We start from the raw sequence: 18,292 nt of genomic DNA on the forward strand, positions 1-18,292 counted from the left end.
TACACATGAAAAAAGCGCCATTCGGCGCTTTTTTATTCAACTCACTTACCCGGTTACTCCTTACGGTAGAAGAGCAACCCGAGCAGAATCACCCCCACAGAGACCAGCAGATAGAGTCCCAGACTGGGATTGGTGATACCACCATACAGAATGATGAGCGCGCCCAGGGTGGCACAGGTCGGGATCACAAACCGCTTTATCCAGCCCAACTCGGTAAAGGTGCGCATGTACCAGACATAGAGGAACAGATAGAGGCCATAAATCAGTACGATCGGCATCTCGTCCAGGGCGATGTAACGACCGAATGTCTCGTTGATGCTGCAGTACCACAACACTGAGTAGATCACCGACAACAAGGCTGCTGCGAGGGCCGAGTTGATTGGCATGTGGTGATGCGGTTCGATACGGCTCATCCACTTGGGGGCAGGACCCTGATTGCGGATCGCCAGCGAGTAGGGAATGCGCATGGTCGCCAACACCAGACCATTGAGGGTGCCGAGGCAGGAGATAATCACGAACACGGTCAAAATGGTCGAGGCAGTCCCGCCAAACAGGCTGGTTGTCGCGAGATTTACCGCGTTATCCCCTTGCGCCACTATCTCGTCCGTCGGCAAGACGCTGGCGATCCCCAGAAAATAGGTGACATAGACCACAAAGACTATCAGGGTGCCAATCACCAGCGCTCTGGGCAGATTCTTCTTGGAATCGCGAATTTCGCTGTTGATGGTCACGGCGGCGATCCACCCCTCATAAGCGAAGGCGGTGGCAACCACGGCCGTGGCCAGCGTGCCTCCGGTGCTTCCTATCCCATCCATTGCCTGCACAAAGTTGGTCACGGTGACACCATTGAGCAAGCCTGAAATGGTGCCCACAATGGCAACCAGGATCAGCGGGATCAACTTGATCAGGGTAGAACCCACTTGCAGCTTGCCCGCCAGAACCGGGGTATAGAAGTTGATCAGATAGGTGACCGTCATATAGACAGCCGCCAGTATCCAGGTCGCACCAGAGTTGGTCGGATTATCACTACCGAGCAAGATCATGGTGTACAGAGCGGCGACCCAGGCAAGGATGGCGGAAAGAGGGGCGTAATAGAGTACGCCTTTAAACCACCCCACCAGATAACCAAACATTTTGCCGTATGCCGCTTCGGCATAATCGACGATACCGTTGGACTTTTCGATCCGCTGGGCAAACTCGGCAAACACCAGCGCGCCGAAGATCATCGAAAATGCCCCCAGCGCCCATGCCAGCAGCGCAATGGCCAGATTACCGCCAGTCAGACGCAGTACATCATCGGCCTTGAAGAAGACACCGGAGCCGATCACCACGCCGACCACCATCGCAATGGCAGTCATCAGGCCATAGCGTTTATCCAACTCATTACTGCTCATACCCATACTCCATACGATTGCTCATATCATCCTGAATGTAATAGTGCTCAGGTGGCCAGATACCACCAGGGGCCCACTTTTCGGGGCCGCTTATTCTCGTTGGCCTGCATGGATAATTCAAAGCGCGTTAGATCAAAATATCGATCGGCGACCCAAAAAAAATACCGCCCGAAGGCGGCATTTCTCTATCTGTCACAGTGACGATTACGCCTTGGCGAGATCGTCCGGACCAATCTGGCCGATTTCGGCGACTTTTTTGTCAGCCAGCAGCCAGAGAGTGAACTTGTGCAGTTCCGGGTGATGAGCCAGGGCAACCAGGAAGGCACCACCGACTTCACGATAACCCAGTTCGTAGTTCTTCAGGGTTGTGGGGGGAACACCCAGCAAATCAGCAAACTTCGGACGGCTCAAACCAACCGCTTCACGGATCTGACGGATCTTCTTGCCAACAGTGACGATATTTGAATTCATATTGTTCCATACTCCGTTTGGCGGATTTAATCCGCCTTTTATTTTTCGCGACGACTCGTAGTCAAGTGTATCAGTTTTGTACGGACTCGTTATGGTCGAGCCTCTATCTTTATGAGCGCCTTTCGGCGACAACCCTTGCCTTCAAGGGGGGATGGTAATCGCTCTGCCGCCTCAGGTAAACAGTCTCGAAAAGAAACCTTTATTGTTGCCATCCCAATAAACCGTATAATTCGCCGGCTACCCATTAAGAGGAATAAGTATGGCGTTTCCCGGCATTATCTCTCGCCTGCACCCCGTATCCAGCACAGAAGAACTGGCACAACAGCGCCTGCAAGGTGAACAATATCGCGCCGAAGCATTCTGGCTTCCGGCCTTGATGTCCAGCCACACCAGCGAACTGCTGGCTGCCCTGCCGGAGAGCTGCAGCCTGTTTCTTGAACAGGCATGCCCGGACCTGGCCTTGCGCAGCCACGACGGCACCCTGCATAACAATGAGCAGCTCATCACGGTAAACGGTCAGGCAATTGCTCTGGCAACCACCCCGGGTGATGGTGGTCTGGTGCCCGAATCGGGCATGTGCGAGATGGCCGACTGGCTGGAGGCGGGACATCGCCACTTCATCTGTTCAGCTGCGGTTCAGCCTGTGGCTCGCGCCATCCTCAACATCTGGCCCCTTGACCCCTATCTGGCCCGACATTTTTTGATGACATTTACCCCCCTGCTGCAGAGCGCAACCCAGGCAGATTACCTTGCGGTCTTTGCCGCCAGAGCGAATCCGGCCAGCCCGCATAGCGACTGGGTTCAGGCTTATATGAAGCTGGAGAAGAAACTGCACAGGGCCTATCTGGATCACTAATTAATCAAAATAAACAGCCAGTTAAGGGCACGACACAATTTGCCACAAGGCTCATTTGTGAGCTTGATCATGTTTTAAAATCGGCATAGAGTGCGCCTCGTCATCGGAATGACATCAGTTGCCTGGCAGTGGTTTCTCACGCATTGCGTGCCATGCCAGCGCACTCGACACACCAGGAGAGTGTGCAACCCGGTTCTGCCGGGTCATCTGCCAGACTCGACGCCAGCCGTACGGCGGAGCCTGCAGCTTACATAAATTACAAAGTGTGAAGCACGTGAATAACGTGCGATCTCAACGAGGATTTTTTTATGATGAAAATGGCTCCTTCCATGATCGCCATCGCCATGGCTGCTCTGGGTGCTACCGCTGCTCACGCCGCTGACGACATCTACTTCGGTGCCGGTGTCGGTGCTACTCACTTCAACGGCCTGAACAAGCTGGAAAACACCAATGTAGGCCAGGAAGACGCGGCTGCTGCCAACGCCTTCATGGGTTACAACTTCACCGAAAACTTCGGTACCGAACTGGGCTACCAGTACACCGGTCGTGGCAACACCGACGGCAACCGTTACGAGAGCCAGGGTGCCACCCTGTCCGGTATCGCCCGTATGCCGGTTGGCAACGACTTCTCCCTGTTCGCTGAAGGCGGCGCCTACTGGGGTCACACCGATGGTCTGGGCACCAGCGACACTAAAGTTTCCCCGCTGGCCGGTGCTGGTGTGACTTACAAGGTAAATGACGCGCTGGATCTGCAAGCTCGCTACCGCTACATGTGGGACGTGGCTGACCTGCACGCCAACGGTGAGCGTTACAAAGCCAACCAGAGCATCGCTACTCTGGAAGCGGTATACCACCCGTTCCGTACTTCCTACGTAGCTCCGGTAGCTGCTCCGGTAGTTGAAGAAGCGCCGGCTCCTGCTCCGCAAGTTGTAGAGAAGAACTTCGCCCTGAACTCAGACGTGCTGTTTGCCTTCGGCAAAGACACCCTGAAGCCGGAAGGCGTTGCAGCCCTGAACGGTCTGTATCAGCAAATCGTTGAGTTCCAGCCGAAAGATGGCAACGCTGTTGTTGTTGGTTACACCGACCGTATCGGTTCCGACGCTTACAACCAGAAGCTGTCTGAAGCCCGTGCCCGTACCGTTGCCAACTTCCTGGTGAGCAAAGGTATGGCTGCCAGCAAAGTTGCCATCGAAGGTCGTGGCGAAGCCAACCCGGTTACCGGCACCAAGTGCAACGGCGTAACTGCTAAAGCTCAACTGATCTCCTGCCTGGCTCCGGACCGTCGCGTAGAAGTTCGCGTATCTGGCGTACAAGAAGTTCAGCAATAATCTGACCTCGTTCAGATAGTGCGAAAAAAAGGGATGCTGCGGCATCCCTTTTTGTTTATCTAGTTCTCGCTTGCATCCCTCACCCCCCCCTCCCAGCCCTTGCCTGCCCCGTCTCGAAAGCATAAAGTAGTTGCGCCTGTAAGGTATTGGATAAGCACTAAAAAGCGCTTCTTGTCCGGTCTGTTGTCCATGACGCCACTGCATCATGAGAGTCCAAAGCCTTCGCTATCCACTTTGCTGGCGATTTTTCGCAGCAATAAAAACAAGTGCATTGCCCGACATGGGCTAACACAACGAGGATAAACCGATGAAACTCAAAATGGCTCCTACCCTGATTGCACTGGCGCTCGCCGCCGCAGGCACCACAGCTCAGGCTGCCGATGACTGGTACACCGGTGTTGGTGCAGGTTGGGCATATGCCCACGGTCTGGATGATTTTGGCAAAGACACTGACAAAGACGCCACTGCGCTAAGCCTGTTCGGCGGTTACAACTTCAACGACTACTACGCAGCGGAACTGGGCTACCTCTACGCCGGTAAAGCGGGCGTTGATGGTGCCGATTTCAAAACCCAGGGTGCCACCCTCTCCGGTATCGCCCGCCTGCCGCTGGGCGATATCTTCTCGGTGTTTGCTGAAGGCGGTGCCTACTTCAATCACGTCAACGGCAATGGCCACAGCGACAACGGCACTGCGCCGCTGGCGGGCCTGGGTCTGACTGCCAAGCTCTCCGACCTTATCGATGTGCAGGCGCGCTACCGCTATCTGTGGAATCTGGGTGACGAGCAGAAAACTTGGGAAAGCAACATGAGCGTCGCGACCCTGGAGCTGGTGATGCACCCGAACCGCACCTCTTATGTTGCCCCGGTTGCCGCCCCTGCGCCTGAGCCGGTTCCCGAGCCGGTACTGGTCGACAAGAACTTTGCCCTGAGCTCTGACGTGCTGTTTGCCTTTGGCAAATCCACCCTCAAGCCAGAAGGTGTCGCAGCGCTGAACACCCTGTATCAGCAGATCGTTGATGTTCAGCCGAAAGATGGCAGCGCCGTGGTCGTCGGTTACACCGACCGTATCGGTTCTGATGCCTACAACCTGAAACTATCCGAAGCGCGTGCCCGTACCGTAGCCGACTTCCTGGTTGGCAAAGGTCTGCCGGCTGGCAAAGTTGCCATCGAAGGTCGCGGTGAAGCCAATCCGGTCACCGGTACCCAGTGCAACAGCGTCAAGGGCAAGGCTCAGCTGATCTCCTGCCTGGCACCGGATCGCCGTGTAGAAGTACGCGTCACCGGCGTGCAGCAAGTACAACAGTAATCCTGCAGTCCGACATAACAAGGAGGCCACCTGGCCTCCTTTTTCTTGCCGCTTATTTCACCCACTTTGTAACCCTCTATTGCCCCCTTCCTCTTCCCGTCTCGCGCCCTAGTTCACGGCGTGTCGCTCCCCATACCTCTTTGGTGGTTAAAAACAGCCCGTCACCTATACATAAGTGTGGGGTTTGACCAGCAGGCAACCCTACTACACCAAACATCGACGAGGATACGCGATGAACATAAGAGTAAAACCTGTGTGGATTGCACTGGCATTGGCGAGCACAGGCGCACAAGCGGAACCGGTTCACGACTGGTATGCCGGGGTTGGCGGTGGCTGGGCCATTGCCCACAATTTGAATGATTTCAGTCAGGATGTCGGCAAGGATGCGACTGCGCTCTCCCTGTTTGGCGGCTACAACTTCACGGAAAACCTGGGGGCCGAGATTGGCTATCTCTCCACCGGTGACTGGGATATCAGCGGCCATGACTTCAACAGCAAGGGAGCCACGCTGTCAGTCATTGGCCGCCTGCCGCTCAGCGAGATGTTCTCGCTCTTTGCCGAGGGCGGTGGCTATATCTATCACGTCGAGTCGGTCAATGGCGGGGACGACAACCTGGCACCGCTGGCGGGTCTGGGAGTGACGGCCCGGCTCCATGACTGGGTCGATCTGCAGGCACGCTACCGCTACATAGTGCGCGTTGGCGATGACCCGGATAACGGCAAAGCCAACAGCGGCACCCAGCGCTGGGTCAGCGACATCAGCACCGCCACGCTGGAGCTGGTGATACACCCGAACCGCAGCCAACCCAAAGAAGCGGCCCCCACGCCAGCTCCGGTCGTGGTTCCCCCGCCACCGGCCGAACCGGAGGTGGTGGATCAGACCTTCAACCTCAGTTCCGATGTGCTGTTCGCCTTTGGCAAAGCGGACCTCAAACAGGAGGGGATGAGTGCGCTGGACGATCTCTACCAGCAGATCGTCGACGTGCAGCCCAAGGATGGCAGTGCGGTCGTGATGGGGTATACCGACCGTATCGGCTCGGATGCCAACAATCAGAAGTTGTCAGAAGCTCGGGCCCAAACCGTTGCCGACTTTCTGATCAGCAAAGGGTTGCCTGCCGACAAGGTGAGCATCCAGGGCAATGGCGCGAGTAATCCGGTCACCGGCAACCAGTGTGATGCCATCAAGGCGAAGGCGGCGCTCATCGACTGCCTTGGGCCGGATCGCCGGGTAGAGGTGCGTGTCACCGGTGTACAGGGCGGCAGCGAGTAGTTCATCTTGAGGCGATAACCATGTCAGACGTGCAGTAAAAAGGGATGCCGAGGCATCCCTTTTGCTTGGCCACTTCCCTCAGAAATCAGAACGAGGTGCGACGGTAGCGGCGATATTCCGGATGCCAGAAGTTGGCGTCGATGGCCTGATCGATCACCTCGTCCGGGGTCTGCACCGCTTTGCCCTGCAGCATGGCGGTCTTGGCCACCATCTTAGCGATGTAGCGGGAGACCTGATGGATATCCGCCAGATCCGGCAGCAGGGAGCCCTCCTCCCCTTTCACCAGCGGTGAACACTCCGCCAGCGCGCGACTGGCCGACATCAACATGGCGTCAGTCACCCGGGTGGCACCAGAGGCGATGACGCCAAGGCCGATCCCCGGGAAGATGAAGGAGTTGTTGCACTGGGCGATGACGTAGCGTTTTCCCTTGTGCTCCACCGGTGCAAACGGACTGCCGGTGGCCACCAGCGCCTGACCGTCGGTCCAGCGGATGAGGTCAGCCGGCGTCGCCTCGACCCGTGAGGTAGGGTTGGAGAGCGGGAAGATGATGGGACGGGCACAGTGCTTGTGCATGGTCTTGACCACCTCTTCGGTAAACAGCCCCGGCTGGCCGGAGACCCCGATCAGGATGTCCGGGCGACCATGCTCCATCACCTCCAGCAGGGAGATGTTGTCACCCACCGGCCAGTCGGCGATGCGCTCCACCGGTTGGGAGAGACGGCGCTGGAAGTCGAGCTGGTTGGGGATCTTGTCGGTGATAAGACCAAAGCGGTCCACCATAAATACACGGCTGCGGGCCTGGGCATCGGTCAGCCCCTCGGCCTTCATCTGTGCCACGATCTGCTCGGCGATACCGCAACCGGCACTGCCCGCGCCGAGGAAGGCAACCCGCTTCTCGGAGAGCTTGGCGCCGGAGGCCTTGCAGGCGGCGATCAGGCTGCCCAGCGTCACCGCCGCGGTACCCTGAATATCGTCGTTGAAGCAGCAGAGCTCGTTCTTGTAGCGGTTGAGCAGCGGCATGGCGTTGTTCTGGGCGAAATCCTCGAACTGCAGCAGGATATCGGGCCAGCGGCGCTTGACCGCCTGAATGAAGGCATCGACAAACTCGGCGTACTCATCCCCCGAGATACGCGGATTGCGCCACCCCATATAGAAGGGGTCATTCAGCAGTTGCTGGTTGTTGGTGCCCACATCCAGCACCACCGGCAGGCAGTAGGCGGGCGAGATGCCACCACAGGCGGTGTAGAGGGAGAGCTTGCCGATGGGAATGCCCATGCCGCCGATCCCTTGGTCACCCAGACCCAGGATCCGCTCGCCATCGGTCACTACGATCACTTTGACGTTCTGCTTGGTGGCGTTTTGCAGCATGTCATCGATCCTGTCTTTATCCGGATAGGAGATAAACAGGCCACGGGCGCGGCGATAGATGTTGGAGAACTCCTCGCACGCCTTGCCCACCGTCGGGGTGTAGATGATGGGCAGCATCTCGGTCAGGTGGTTGTGCAGCAGACGGTAGAAGAGCGTCTCGTTGGTATCCTGGATGTTGCGCAGGTAGATGTGCTTGTCCATGTCGTTGCCAAACGCCATGAACTGGCGATAGGCGCGCTCGGCCTGCTCTTCGATGGTCTCGATATTCTGGGGCAACAGACCTTCGAGGTTGAAGTTGCTGCGCTCTTCACTGGTGAAGGCGCTGCCCTTGTTGAGCAAAGGGGTCTCCAGCAGGGCGGGACCGGCGTAGGGAATGTAGAGAGGACGTTTCTGGTTATTATCTTCAAACATGGATCTTGGTACCTAAACGGTTAGCTAGACGCAGGGACCCGCCGATCCTAGGGGCTTGTCACATTAATTTCAAAGAGTTTGCACATCCGTTGCAAAAGGTTTGCGACCCAGTCGACGAAAGGCGCCGGGGGTCTGACCAGTCAGACGACGAAAGCGGTTGGCAAAGTTGGCCCCATCGCTGTAACCGACCCGGGCCGCCAGCTCGCCAAGTGGCCAGTTGGTATAGAGCAGCAGCTGGCGCGCCTTGTTCATTCTGAGCTCGGTCACCCTCGCCATCGGCCCCATACCGAACGCTTGCTGACAAAGCCGGTGCAGATGGGGTACAGAGCAAGCCATCTGTCGGGCCAGCAGGGCGACACTCCAGGGTTCGTCCAGGCGCGCCTCCACCCGGCGAAACAGTGCCTGCAATCTAAGTTCAGGGGTGCCGCGTACCTCCCCTTGCAGGGTGCGCTCCAGCAGCGCCAGCAACAGGCTGAGCAGTTGGGGTTGCAGCGAAGAGCGAACTCCTTCCCCCTGCATCAGGCTGAGCAGATGGTAGAGCTGATCGCCGCCATCCCCTTGCCAGATACGGTGCCCAAGACGATGCAGGTGCTGCCAGCGCGGCACGTCATCGAGCAAAATCCAGCTGATCTGCCAGCTTTCGCCAATCAGCTTGAGACCGCCAGGCACGGCGGCGGGCAGGAAAATCAGCGACCCGGCCGGAATGGCTTGCTCCCCCTCGTCGGTGAGCAGCGCCCCCCCCTCATCGTGACTCACCATCAGGATGTGAAACTCGGGGCGATTGCGACGGATGAGGTAGTGATCCTGCACCCGGGAGAGGCCGGTCAGGAAGATCCCTGCCTCGCCGAGCAGGGGCAGCCCTTCACGTCCCAACATCTGCTCTTCACAGGCTGGCGCTATCTCCAGACACTCGCTGGCAAATGGCATAACACCTCAACAGGATAGTTTTACACAAGAAAATCGAGAGCTACTCACAGTGAGAAGAGCCTCGCTAGCCCCTATCATACCCCTGACAAACCTTGCTTTTCTCATACCCGGTTAACAACTATGAATTATTGGCAAGCGATTTTAAAACAAACCACCGATCGCGAGTTCATGACCCGACTGTGGCGGCTGGCCCTGCCTGTCTCCTACAGTCCATGATGTTCTCCCTGCTCGGCCTCATCGATATCATGATGGTGAGCCAGCTTGGCACCACGGCTGTGGCGGCGGTCGGCTTGGGTAACCGGGTCTTCTTCTTCAATCTGCTGGTGATAGCGGGCCTCGCGGGCGGGGTCTCGGTATTGGCAGCACAATACTTCGGGCGCGGGGAGATGGCCGGGGTACGCCGCTCCCTGGCGCTGGCCATAGTGGGCGCCCTGCTGGTCACCCTACCCTTTGCCTTCATCTATGTGTTATCACCGGGCAGCGTACTGGGTTTTGCCAGTCAGGATCCGGCGCTGCGCGAGCTGGCGGATCAATTCTTGATGATCACCGGCGCCACCATCCTCTGTACCGCCATCGTAGTGCCGCTGGAATCAGCCTTGCGCTCGGTCGGCAATGCCGCCGCGCCAACCCGCATCGGCATTATCGCCATCATCGCCAACGTCATCCTCAACTACGCCCTCATCTTCGGTCACTTCGGCTTCGAGGCGATGGGGGTCGCCGGTTCGGCCTGGGGCACCACCATTTCCCGGCTGCTGCAGACAGCCCTGCTGCTGCTCTACGTAAAGCGTTATGAGGCGCGCCTGATCCCGCGTGCACCAGACTGGCTGGCCGCCTTCAAGCGCAAGGAGGTGGTGCGCTTTACCCTGATCGCCCTGCCGCTGCTGTTCCATGACGGCCTCTGGGCCTTCGGCATGCTGATTTACGGCTTTCTCTACGCCCATCTTGGCACCGATTCGCTGGCCATCATGACCACCCTCGGCACCCTGGAGAGCATCCTTATCTCCCTCTTCTTCGGACTGGCGGTGGCCTGCTCCACCCTGCTCGGCCACCGGCTCGGGGCCGAGGAGTACGAGGTCGCCTGGCAGCACTCCCAGCTCTTCCTGCTGCTGGCACCGATTGGCGCGCTACTGGTGGGGATCATCGTCTGGCTGCTGCAAGCCAACCTGTTGCAGTGGGTCGGCAACCTGCCCCCCGAGCTGATGACGGAAGCGGGTCAGGTGCTCGGCATCATGTGCCTCGGGATGCTGCTCAAGGTGTTCAACATGGTGGGGATCATCGGAGTGCTGCGCTCTGGCGGTGATGTGAACTACAGCATCTTTATCGACATCGTCGGCATGTGGTGCATCGGCATCCCGCTCGCCTGGGTGGCGGTCACGCTGCTCGGCTGGCCCCTCTCCTGGGTGGTGGCGGTGGTCTTGCTGGAGGAGCTCAGCAAGGTGTTGCTGGTGCAGCGCCGTATTCGCCAACGCTGCTGGTTGAAGAATCTGGTGATCGGATAAACAGCCACAAATCGGGGTCATATCAATGACAGAAAAACCCTGTTTGCAGTATGCTGGGTGCCTCTTCAATCAGAGACAGGGATCCACGATTTCCCTGTCCAGTAGTCGTTTAAGGAGACGAGCATGCAACCACAGAAAGAGCTGATCACCGAGACGGCCCTGCTTGAGATGGCCAACAAGATCATCAAAGAGCATGAAGACTTCATCCACGGTATGCGCGCCGACTCGGTGGAGCAGAAGGGGGATATTCTGGTGTTCAAGGGGGAGTATTTCCTGGCCGAAGACGGCACCCCGACCGGCAAGACCATGGCGGTCTTCAACATGTTCAAGCTGCTGGCCCAGCAGCTCTCCGGCAAGTACAAACTGGCCTGATCTCGCCAGCACATTGCCAACAGGATGCCGCCCTCAGGCGGCATCTGTTTTTGCGCGGTTCTGCCCCTCGACCACCACGCAGTTGCGTCCCGCCATCTTGGCCTGATAGAGACACTCGTCGGCACGGTTGATCAGAATATCGATGGTGTCATCGGAACGAGCCATGGCAATCCCGATACTCACCGTCACTTCCAGCAATTCGTCCGAGGTGGGGCTCTTCACCAGCCGCGCCTCGACGGCAATGCGCAGCCGCTCGGCCATTTTGCTCGCCAGCGCCGGATCGGCGCAGTTGTGCATCAGGATGGCAAACTCTTCACCACCATAACGCCCCAGCACCATGTCAGGCTCCAGCTGCTCCCCCAGGGTGGTAGCCACCTCCTTGAGCACCGCATCCCCCGCCAGATGGCCGTAGATATCGTTGATCCGCTTGAAGCGATCGAGATCCAGCAGCATCACCGCAAAGGGCTTCTTCTTGAGTTGCAGCCGGATTCTGGCCTGCTCCAGCTGCTTCATCAGCAGGCGGCGGTTCATCATGCCGGTCAGCTCATCGGTGGTCGATTCCCGATAGAGCCGCAGCAGCATGTTGAGCTGGCCGCACTGCACCCAGCAACTGGCCATGGTAAACATGCCGAGCACCCACACCTGATTCAGGGTGGCCTGACTCCAGATGCTCTGGCCCACCAGCAGCCAGTGACCCAGCAGCATGGTCACCAGCACCACGCCTGCCAGTTGCAAGCCGAGGGAGAGGGGGATGGGGAAGATGGCAAACAGGGTGATCAGCAGATAGGGAAAGGCCGCATAGCCCGCCTGCAACTCCTGTCCGGCGCCAAAGCTGTTCAGGCAGAAGAGGGAGAAGAGCATCATCACGGCCATCAGGTAGCCAAGGGCCAGCTTCATCCGTTCTCGCTTGAAGTGAATGAGGTACGAGAGCGGAATAAGTGGCGAGAGCGCCAGGGTGCAGAAGATCCTGGCCTGGAATAGCTGCTCGAAATGAACGGCGGGCAAGGTCAGCCAATCCACCACGGCCCAGGCGGGCAATCCGAGCATCAGCAAGCAGGTCAGCAGGCGCAAACGCACCGTCATAAAGCCCATGCGAGTACGAGTAAAGTCTTCGGAGTGAACCCTCGCACTCCAGAACTCTGACAACTTGAGCATCCAGAGTCTCCACGATGAATACTGAGGGCTCATTCTACACCTACAAAGTGGTAAAATTGTCATTAGCGGGGAGAATAAAAAGGAGAGGTCGGTCACACAAACCGACAGATGATAATCGCAGCGCGCAAACGTTTCAACCCATCAAAAAATAAACCTTTTTTTGCATAATTAGCGCTGGTCAGGCTCATTTCAATCACTACAATAGCGCCCAATTTTCTCCCCCTCCCCACACAATTCGAGGTACTTATGGAACAGGCTGCTGTCACACGCGCCAATCGAGAGGCACATCCACCCAGGCGAACCCATAGCGAACTGGTCTATGGCATAGAGGATGTCCCGCCTCTGCCCCAGACGCTGTTCGCCGCCCTGCAGCATATGCTCGCCATGTTTGTCGCCATCATTACCCCGCCCCTGATTATCGCCAATGCCCTCGGCCTCCCTGCCGCCGACACCCGTTATATCGTCTCCATGTCGCTGGTCATGTCCGGCATCGCCTCCTTCATTCAAACCCGCCGCTTCGGCCCCATCGGTTCCGGCCTGCTCTCGGTACAGGGCACCAGCTTCAACTTCCTCGGCCCCATCATTGCCTCCGGTCTCGCCCTCAAACAGGCGGCCATGCCCACCGAGGATCTGCTGGGCACATTGTTTGGCACCATGATGGTTGCCGCACTCACTATCGTGGTGATGAGCCGCTTCCTCCATCTGGTGAAACGGATCATCACCCCGCTGGTGACCGGCATCGTGGTGCTGCTGATCGGCCTGACCTTGATCAAGGTAGGTCTCATCAGCATGGGCGGCGGCTATGCAGCCCTCTCTGATGGCAGCTTCGCCAGTCACACCAACCTCTTCCTCTCCCTGCTGGTACTCGGCCTTATCGTGTTGCTGCAACGCAGTCGCAATCCCTGGCTGCGCCTCTCAGCCATCATGATCGCCATGCTGGCGGGCTATGCCGTGGCGCTGTTGCTGGGTAAAGTGAGCACCCCCACCTTCGACGGCCCGCTGGTGATGGTGCCCATTCCGCTCCACTACGGCCTCGGCTTTGACTGGCAGCTGTTCGTGCCGCTCGCCATCATCTTCGTGGTGACGGCGCTCGAAGCGATCGGCGACATGACCGCCACCTCGGATATCTCCGGCGAGCCACTGGAAGGGCCTGTCTATATGGAGCGGATCAAAGGCGGCGTGCTGGCCGATGGCGCCAACTCCATGCTGGCTGCGGTTTTCTCCACCTTCCCCATGTCCACCTTCGCCCAGAATAACGGCGTTATTCAGCTGACCGGGGTGGCCAGCCGCCATGTCGGGCTCTTTATCGCCGCCATGCTGGCGCTGCTCGGCCTGTTCCCGGCGGTCGCCAGCCTGGTACAGCAGATCCCCGAGCCCGTGCTGGGCGGAGCGACCATCGTCATGTTTGGCACCATCGCCGCCGCTGGCGTGCGCATCATTGCCCGCGAGGAGCTGGACAGACGCGCCCTGATGATCCTGGCAGTGTCGCTGGCCATGGGGCTGGGGGTCGCGCAGGTGCCGGAAGTGCTGCAACATCTGCCGGAGCTGGCCAAGAGCGTGCTCTCCTACGGCGTCGCCACCGGTGGCATTACCGCCATCGTGCTCAACCTGCTGCTGCCCAAGCGCGAAGCGCGCCACTCCTGAGACACAGCCTACAGATAGCAAACAGCCCCGCACTGCGGGGCTTTACCTTGCCAGTCGCCACGGGTAGTGTGCTGGGCAGCCTTTTTGAGGATGTCGCCATGCCCTATCGCCTGCTCTCCCCCCTCTCCAATACCGCTTCACCCGCACAGATACTGGCGCAAGAGCAGTGCTGGCTGCGCGACTGTGCCCATGACGGCCAGCCCCGCGCTCACCTGTGGCAGGCGCCCCAATGCCTGATTGTCACTCGCAAGGATACTCGCCTCCCCCGTTACGAAACCGCCTGCCAGCAACTTGCAGATGAAGGCTGGCCGGTACATGTGCGCGACAGTGGCGGTACCGCCGTGCCCCACGGGGCGGGGATCCTCAACCTATCCCTGCTGCTGCCCCGCACCACCACAGATCTCGCCCACTACTACCGGCTGCTGGGGACGCCGCTGCTGACCCTGCTGGCGGAATACGGCCTTGAGGGGAGCTATGACTTCGTGCCCGGCTCCTTTTGCGATGGTCAGTACAATCTGGTGATCGGGGGACGCAAGATCACCGGCACCGCCCAGCGCTGGCTGGCGCCGGGGCAGGATCACCAGGGCGCCGTGCTGGTGCAAGCCATGCTGCTGGTGGCGGGTGATGTGGATGAGGGAACCAGGATGGCGAGCCGCTTCTACGAGCTGGCTGGCGGCGAGCTGCGCTTTATGGCGGGAACCTCCACCACGCTGGCAAGGTGCATCGGCTGGCGCGGTAGCGATCAGGCACTGGTAGAGAAAGTGCAAGCACGTCTGGATAGCCTGCTGAGCGAGGGGCTATCCCCCTCATCCTGACCTTATCCCGAAGGGAGAGGGAAAGTCCTCATCCAGAGACACGGCGCACAAAAAAGCCACGACCGGAGTCGTGGCTTGTTCTTTTCAATGGGAGCGTGAAACGGGCTGAGGCGTTCAGGCCGTCTGCGGCTCCGGCTCGGCTTCGCTATCCAGATCCCGGCTAAAGTAGGCGCGGGTCTCGGCAATCACCACATGGCGCAGACCAATCAGGCCGATGAGGTTGGGCACCGCCATCAGGCCGTTAACGATATCGGCCAGCAGCCAAATCATGTCCAGATGGAGGAAAGCACCGCTCGCTACCAGCGCCAGATAGACCAGACGATAGGGCTTGATCGCCTTCACCCCAAACAGGTACTCGGTGCAGCGCTCGCCGTAGTAGTTCCAGCCAAGGATGGTGGTAAAGGCGAAGAACAGCAGGCCAATGCTCACCAGATACTGGCCAACATGAGCATCGAGCCCCTGGGCAAAGGCCAGACTGGTCATGGCCGCGCCGCTTGCATCGCCGCTCCACACGCCGGTCACCACCAGGGTCAGGCCGGTCATGGTGCAGATGATGATGGTGTCGATGAAAGTACCTGTCATGGAGACCAGCCCCTGCTCCACGCACGAATCGGTCTTGGCTGCCGCCGCCGCGATGGGCGCAGAGCCCAGACCTGACTCGTTGGAGAAGACCCCGCGCGCCACCCCGGACTGAATGGCCAGCATGATGCTGGCACCCACGAAGCCGCCGGTCGCCGCATGGCCGGTGAAGGCACTCTCGATCACCAGCATGACAGCGTCGGGCAGGGCGCTGGCGTTGTTCACCAGCACGCCCAGACAGGCGACGATGTAGAAGATGGCCATGAAGGGCACCACCTTGCTCGACACGCTGGAGATGGATTTGATCCCTCCCAGGGTCACCAGCGCCACGATCAGGGTCAGCACCACGGCGGTCGCTTCACGGGGCACCGAGAAGGAGAGACTCATGGCGTCGGAGATGGCATTGACCTGCGGGAAGGTACCGATCCCGAAGAAAGCCACGCCGATGCCAAACAGGGCAAACAACTTGGCCAGCGGCTTGGAACCGAGCCCCTTCTCCAGATAGTACATGGGGCCACCCGCCATCTGGCCGTTGGCATCCTGCTCGCGGTATTTGACCGCCAGCAGGCACTCGGCATACTTGGTGGCCATGCCGAACAGTGCCGCCATCCACATCCAGAACAGGGCTCCGGGGCCGCCGAGCTTGATGGCGGTAGCCACCCCGACGATGTTGCCGGTACCGATGGTGGCAGAGAGAGCGGTACAGAGAGCGCCGAAGCTGGAGACATCCCCCTGCTTGCCCTGGCCCTGATCGCGACCAAAGACCAGCCGCAGAGCGAGCGGCAAGCGCACGACCTGAAGCAGACCCAGACGCAGGGTGAGATAGATACCGGTCCCGACCAGCAGGATCAGCAGGGGCGGCCCCCAGATAAAGCTATCGATGGCGGTTAACGCCGATTGAATTGATGACATGCATCCTCCTTAAAAGAAACAGAAATTAAGGAGGAGAAGGATGATCTTCCCATAGGTGTCGCGATCGGCCAGAGGCGATCGGATGCGGGCCAAGCCCAGGTACAACCATCCCATCCCCTCTGTCCTTTTGCCTGAGAGTTTCCGGCGCCAGCCTGCCCTTGCGGGTAGTCATAGTGCCTTGCTCCTTCGGCGCCCGATTTAACGGGTCTCTCCAGAGTATCGTCCAGTAGCAGTCCACACCGGTTGCCCGGTACCTGAAAGATTCACTTCTTCGGTGGATGGTTGCCCATCGCTCTCCTGCTACCTTCATCCGAACTAGTTTGGATTAGGAAGTCGGCATGTTAATCCAAAAAATGTGAGCTGTCTCGCACTTGGCTGCCCCCATTTATATTTTTTTAGTGACCACCAGAATCGCAGCAAGAATGTTAAATGCTAGTTAACTATCAACAAGTTAGGCTCTCACGGATCAAATGTGGCCCAAACGGGAAAAATGGCGGATAGAGAACAGTGATCCCTCTCGTTTCGCCAAGAAAATCTTGCCGACATATCCAATCAAAATGCTTGCACACAGAATCAATAAGCCGATAATCCGCTGCATAACCAAGCACTTTGCTATCAATTTATGCACTGTGTTCGGTTGGTCCCACCGGACCGCTCGCCTGACCCGGCCGTCGCCGGTTCAATCGCATATGGCTTGGGCATATCACGCCCCCTAAGGATGACCAAAAGAGAATGAACGACGCCCTGGTTGCAAAAGATGTGGTCGCACAAGATTACCGTCAGCTGGTTGAACAATTCGGCTCCCCCCTGCTGCTGCTCGACAAGGCAGCCGTCCGCAAACAGTATCGGGCCCTGGCCGCCGCCCTGCCCGATGTACGATTGCACTATGCACTCAAACCCCTGCCCCATGAGGCGGTGGTCTCTGTCTTGAAGGAAGAGGGGGCCTGTTTCGATCTGGCCACCAATGGCGAAGTGGATCTGGTGCGCAGTCAGGGGGTTCGCCCGGGGCGTTGCATTCATACCCATCCCATCAAGCGCGACAGCGATATCCGTTACGCGCTGGAGTTCGGCTGCACCGTGTTTGTCTATGACAACCCGCTGGAGCTGGAAAAGTTCATTCCCTACAAGGACGAAGTGAAACTGCTGCTGCGGGTCAGCTTCCCCAACCCCGAGACCAAGGTCGATCTCTCCAAAAAGTTCGGCTGCACTCCGGAGCAGGCGCTGCCGCTGTTGCAACTGGCCCACGCCAAGGGGATCAAGGTGATGGGGCTGTCGTTTCACGTCGGTTCGCAAGTGCCTCATGCCCGTCGCCATGTGCAGGCCATCGACGCCTGCCGCGAGATCATGGAGCAGGCCTGGGCGCTCGGGCTCAAGCCCTGGGTGCTGGATATCGGCGGCGGTTTCCCGGTCGATTATGAGGGGGGCGAGTTCGATATCGACGGTTTCTGCGCGCCGATCCGCGAAGCACTGGCCAAGCTGCCCGCTACCGTGCAGAAGATTGCCGAACCGGGCCGCTTTATCAGCGCGCCGGCCATGACTTCGGTATCCAGCGTGATGGGCAAGGCCCACCGTGGCGACAAGATCTGGTACTACCTGGATGACGGTCTCTACGGCAGCTACAACGGCCAGCTCTATGACCACGTCACCTATCCGGTAAGCACGCCTTATGCCAGTGGCGAGCAACACAACTCGGTGCTCTCCGGCCCGACCTGCGACAGCGTGGATGTGATCCGCGATGGCATCATGCTGCCGGACCTGGCTATCGGCGAGTTGGTGGTTGGCAAGGTGATGGGCGCCTACACCTGGGCCTCCGCCTCCACCTTTAACTTCTTTCCCAAGGCCAGCATCCTCATTCTGGACAGCAGTCAGAAAGGGCAGAAACTGGTGGCAGTAGCCTGAGCACACCGCTCGCTCGCCAACAGGTTCACTGGGCAAAAACAAGAGGGGGAAGCTTGAGCTTCCCCCTCTCTCATTTCACCAACCC

The 18,292-nt window shown here is 58.7% G+C and carries 14 protein-coding genes, 1 pseudogene and 1 riboswitch; of the genes and pseudogenes, 9 read left to right on the plus strand and 6 right to left on the minus strand.

Annotated elements, in window-relative coordinates:
- Positions 1-53 precede the first annotated feature (53 nt).
- Together ACTG20_RS16960 and ACTG20_RS16965 are read right to left on the minus strand one after the other, a co-directional pair.
- A complete protein-coding gene (locus ACTG20_RS16960) occupies positions 54-1,394 on the minus strand; it encodes an APC family permease (protein ID WP_005338365.1) in 1,341 nt (446 codons plus the stop codon).
- A gap of 204 nt (positions 1,395-1,598) precedes the next feature.
- Positions 1,599-1,865: a helix-turn-helix domain-containing protein gene (locus ACTG20_RS16965; RefSeq protein WP_026456659.1), complete on the minus strand. Its 267-nt coding sequence runs from the start codon at positions 1,863-1,865 to the stop codon at positions 1,599-1,601.
- Between the two features lie 259 nt (positions 1,866-2,124).
- Between ACTG20_RS16965 and ACTG20_RS16970 the strand changes: the two genes are divergently transcribed.
- The 4 genes from ACTG20_RS16970 to ACTG20_RS16985 all read left to right on the plus strand — a co-directional run bounded on the left by ACTG20_RS16970 (position 2,125) and on the right by ACTG20_RS16985 (position 6,625).
- A complete protein-coding gene (locus ACTG20_RS16970) occupies positions 2,125-2,721 on the plus strand; it encodes a hypothetical protein (protein WP_194496497.1) in 597 nt (198 codons plus the stop codon).
- A 308-nt stretch (positions 2,722-3,029) separates the two neighbouring features.
- The gene (gene ompA / locus ACTG20_RS16975; RefSeq protein ID WP_115521314.1) at positions 3,030-4,049 is read left to right on the plus strand and encodes a porin OmpA; all 1,020 of its coding nucleotides are present in this window, start codon (positions 3,030-3,032) and stop codon (positions 4,047-4,049) included.
- A gap of 307 nt (positions 4,050-4,356) precedes the next feature.
- A complete protein-coding gene (gene ompA, locus ACTG20_RS16980; protein WP_194496498.1) occupies positions 4,357-5,355 on the plus strand; it encodes a porin OmpA in 999 nt (332 codons plus the stop codon).
- A gap of 232 nt (positions 5,356-5,587) precedes the next feature.
- Positions 5,588-6,625, plus strand: a complete 1,038-nt coding sequence (locus tag ACTG20_RS16985) for an OmpA family protein (RefSeq protein ID WP_194496499.1) — start codon at positions 5,588-5,590, stop codon at positions 6,623-6,625.
- 85 nt (positions 6,626-6,710) lie between these two features.
- On the opposite strand, the gene ACTG20_RS16990 is transcribed toward ACTG20_RS16985, so the two are convergent.
- Both ACTG20_RS16990 and ACTG20_RS16995 read right to left on the minus strand, forming a co-directional pair.
- A complete protein-coding gene (locus ACTG20_RS16990) occupies positions 6,711-8,405 on the minus strand; it encodes an NAD-dependent malic enzyme (protein WP_005338379.1) in 1,695 nt (564 codons plus the stop codon).
- A 69-nt stretch (positions 8,406-8,474) separates the two neighbouring features.
- The gene (locus ACTG20_RS16995) at positions 8,475-9,332 is read right to left on the minus strand and encodes a helix-turn-helix transcriptional regulator (RefSeq protein WP_194496500.1); all 858 of its coding nucleotides are present in this window, start codon (positions 9,330-9,332) and stop codon (positions 8,475-8,477) included.
- A 120-nt stretch (positions 9,333-9,452) separates the two neighbouring features.
- On the opposite strand from ACTG20_RS16995, the pseudogene ACTG20_RS17000 reads away from it, so the two are divergent.
- Positions 9,453-10,831, plus strand: a pseudogene (locus tag ACTG20_RS17000) (MATE family efflux transporter).
- A gap of 123 nt (positions 10,832-10,954) precedes the next feature.
- Positions 10,955-11,203 carry a YciN family protein gene (locus ACTG20_RS17005; RefSeq protein WP_005338382.1) on the plus strand — a complete coding sequence of 83 codons (249 nt, stop codon included), beginning with the start codon at positions 10,955-10,957 and terminating at the stop codon, positions 11,201-11,203.
- 33 nt (positions 11,204-11,236) lie between these two features.
- Here ACTG20_RS17005 and ACTG20_RS17010 read toward each other — a convergent pair whose 3' ends face one another.
- Positions 11,237-12,358 (minus strand): GGDEF domain-containing protein, encoded by a 1,122-nt coding sequence (locus ACTG20_RS17010; RefSeq protein WP_005349944.1) that lies wholly within the window; start codon positions 12,356-12,358, stop codon positions 11,237-11,239.
- A gap of 246 nt (positions 12,359-12,604) precedes the next feature.
- Between ACTG20_RS17010 and ACTG20_RS17015 the strand changes: the two genes are divergently transcribed.
- Together ACTG20_RS17015 and ACTG20_RS17020 are read left to right on the plus strand one after the other, a co-directional pair.
- Positions 12,605-14,002 carry a nucleobase:cation symporter-2 family protein gene (locus ACTG20_RS17015; protein WP_194496501.1) on the plus strand — a complete coding sequence of 466 codons (1,398 nt, stop codon included), beginning with the start codon at positions 12,605-12,607 and terminating at the stop codon, positions 14,000-14,002.
- 98 nt (positions 14,003-14,100) lie between these two features.
- Entirely contained in the window at positions 14,101-14,817 is a 717-nt protein-coding gene (locus tag ACTG20_RS17020) for a lipoyl protein ligase domain-containing protein (RefSeq protein ID WP_194496502.1), read from the plus strand.
- A gap of 114 nt (positions 14,818-14,931) precedes the next feature.
- Here the strand turns inward: ACTG20_RS17020 and ACTG20_RS17025 are convergent, their stop codons facing one another.
- Positions 14,932-16,308, minus strand: a complete 1,377-nt coding sequence (locus ACTG20_RS17025) for an alanine/glycine:cation symporter family protein (protein ID WP_005338391.1) — start codon at positions 16,306-16,308, stop codon at positions 14,932-14,934.
- 109 nt (positions 16,309-16,417) lie between these two features.
- A riboswitch (glycine riboswitch) is annotated at positions 16,418-16,533 on the minus strand.
- Positions 16,534-17,040: 507 nt separating this feature from the next.
- Between ACTG20_RS17025 and ACTG20_RS17030 the strand changes: the two genes are divergently transcribed.
- Positions 17,041-18,207, plus strand: coding sequence for a type III PLP-dependent enzyme (locus tag ACTG20_RS17030; protein ID WP_058056704.1), 1,167 nt, complete (start codon positions 17,041-17,043; stop codon positions 18,205-18,207).
- The last annotated feature ends 85 nt before the right edge of the window (positions 18,208-18,292 follow it).

It is taken from the genome of Aeromonas sp. 84A (assembly GCF_051919345.1).
Classification (GTDB): domain Bacteria; phylum Pseudomonadota; class Gammaproteobacteria; order Enterobacterales; family Aeromonadaceae; genus Aeromonas; species Aeromonas veronii.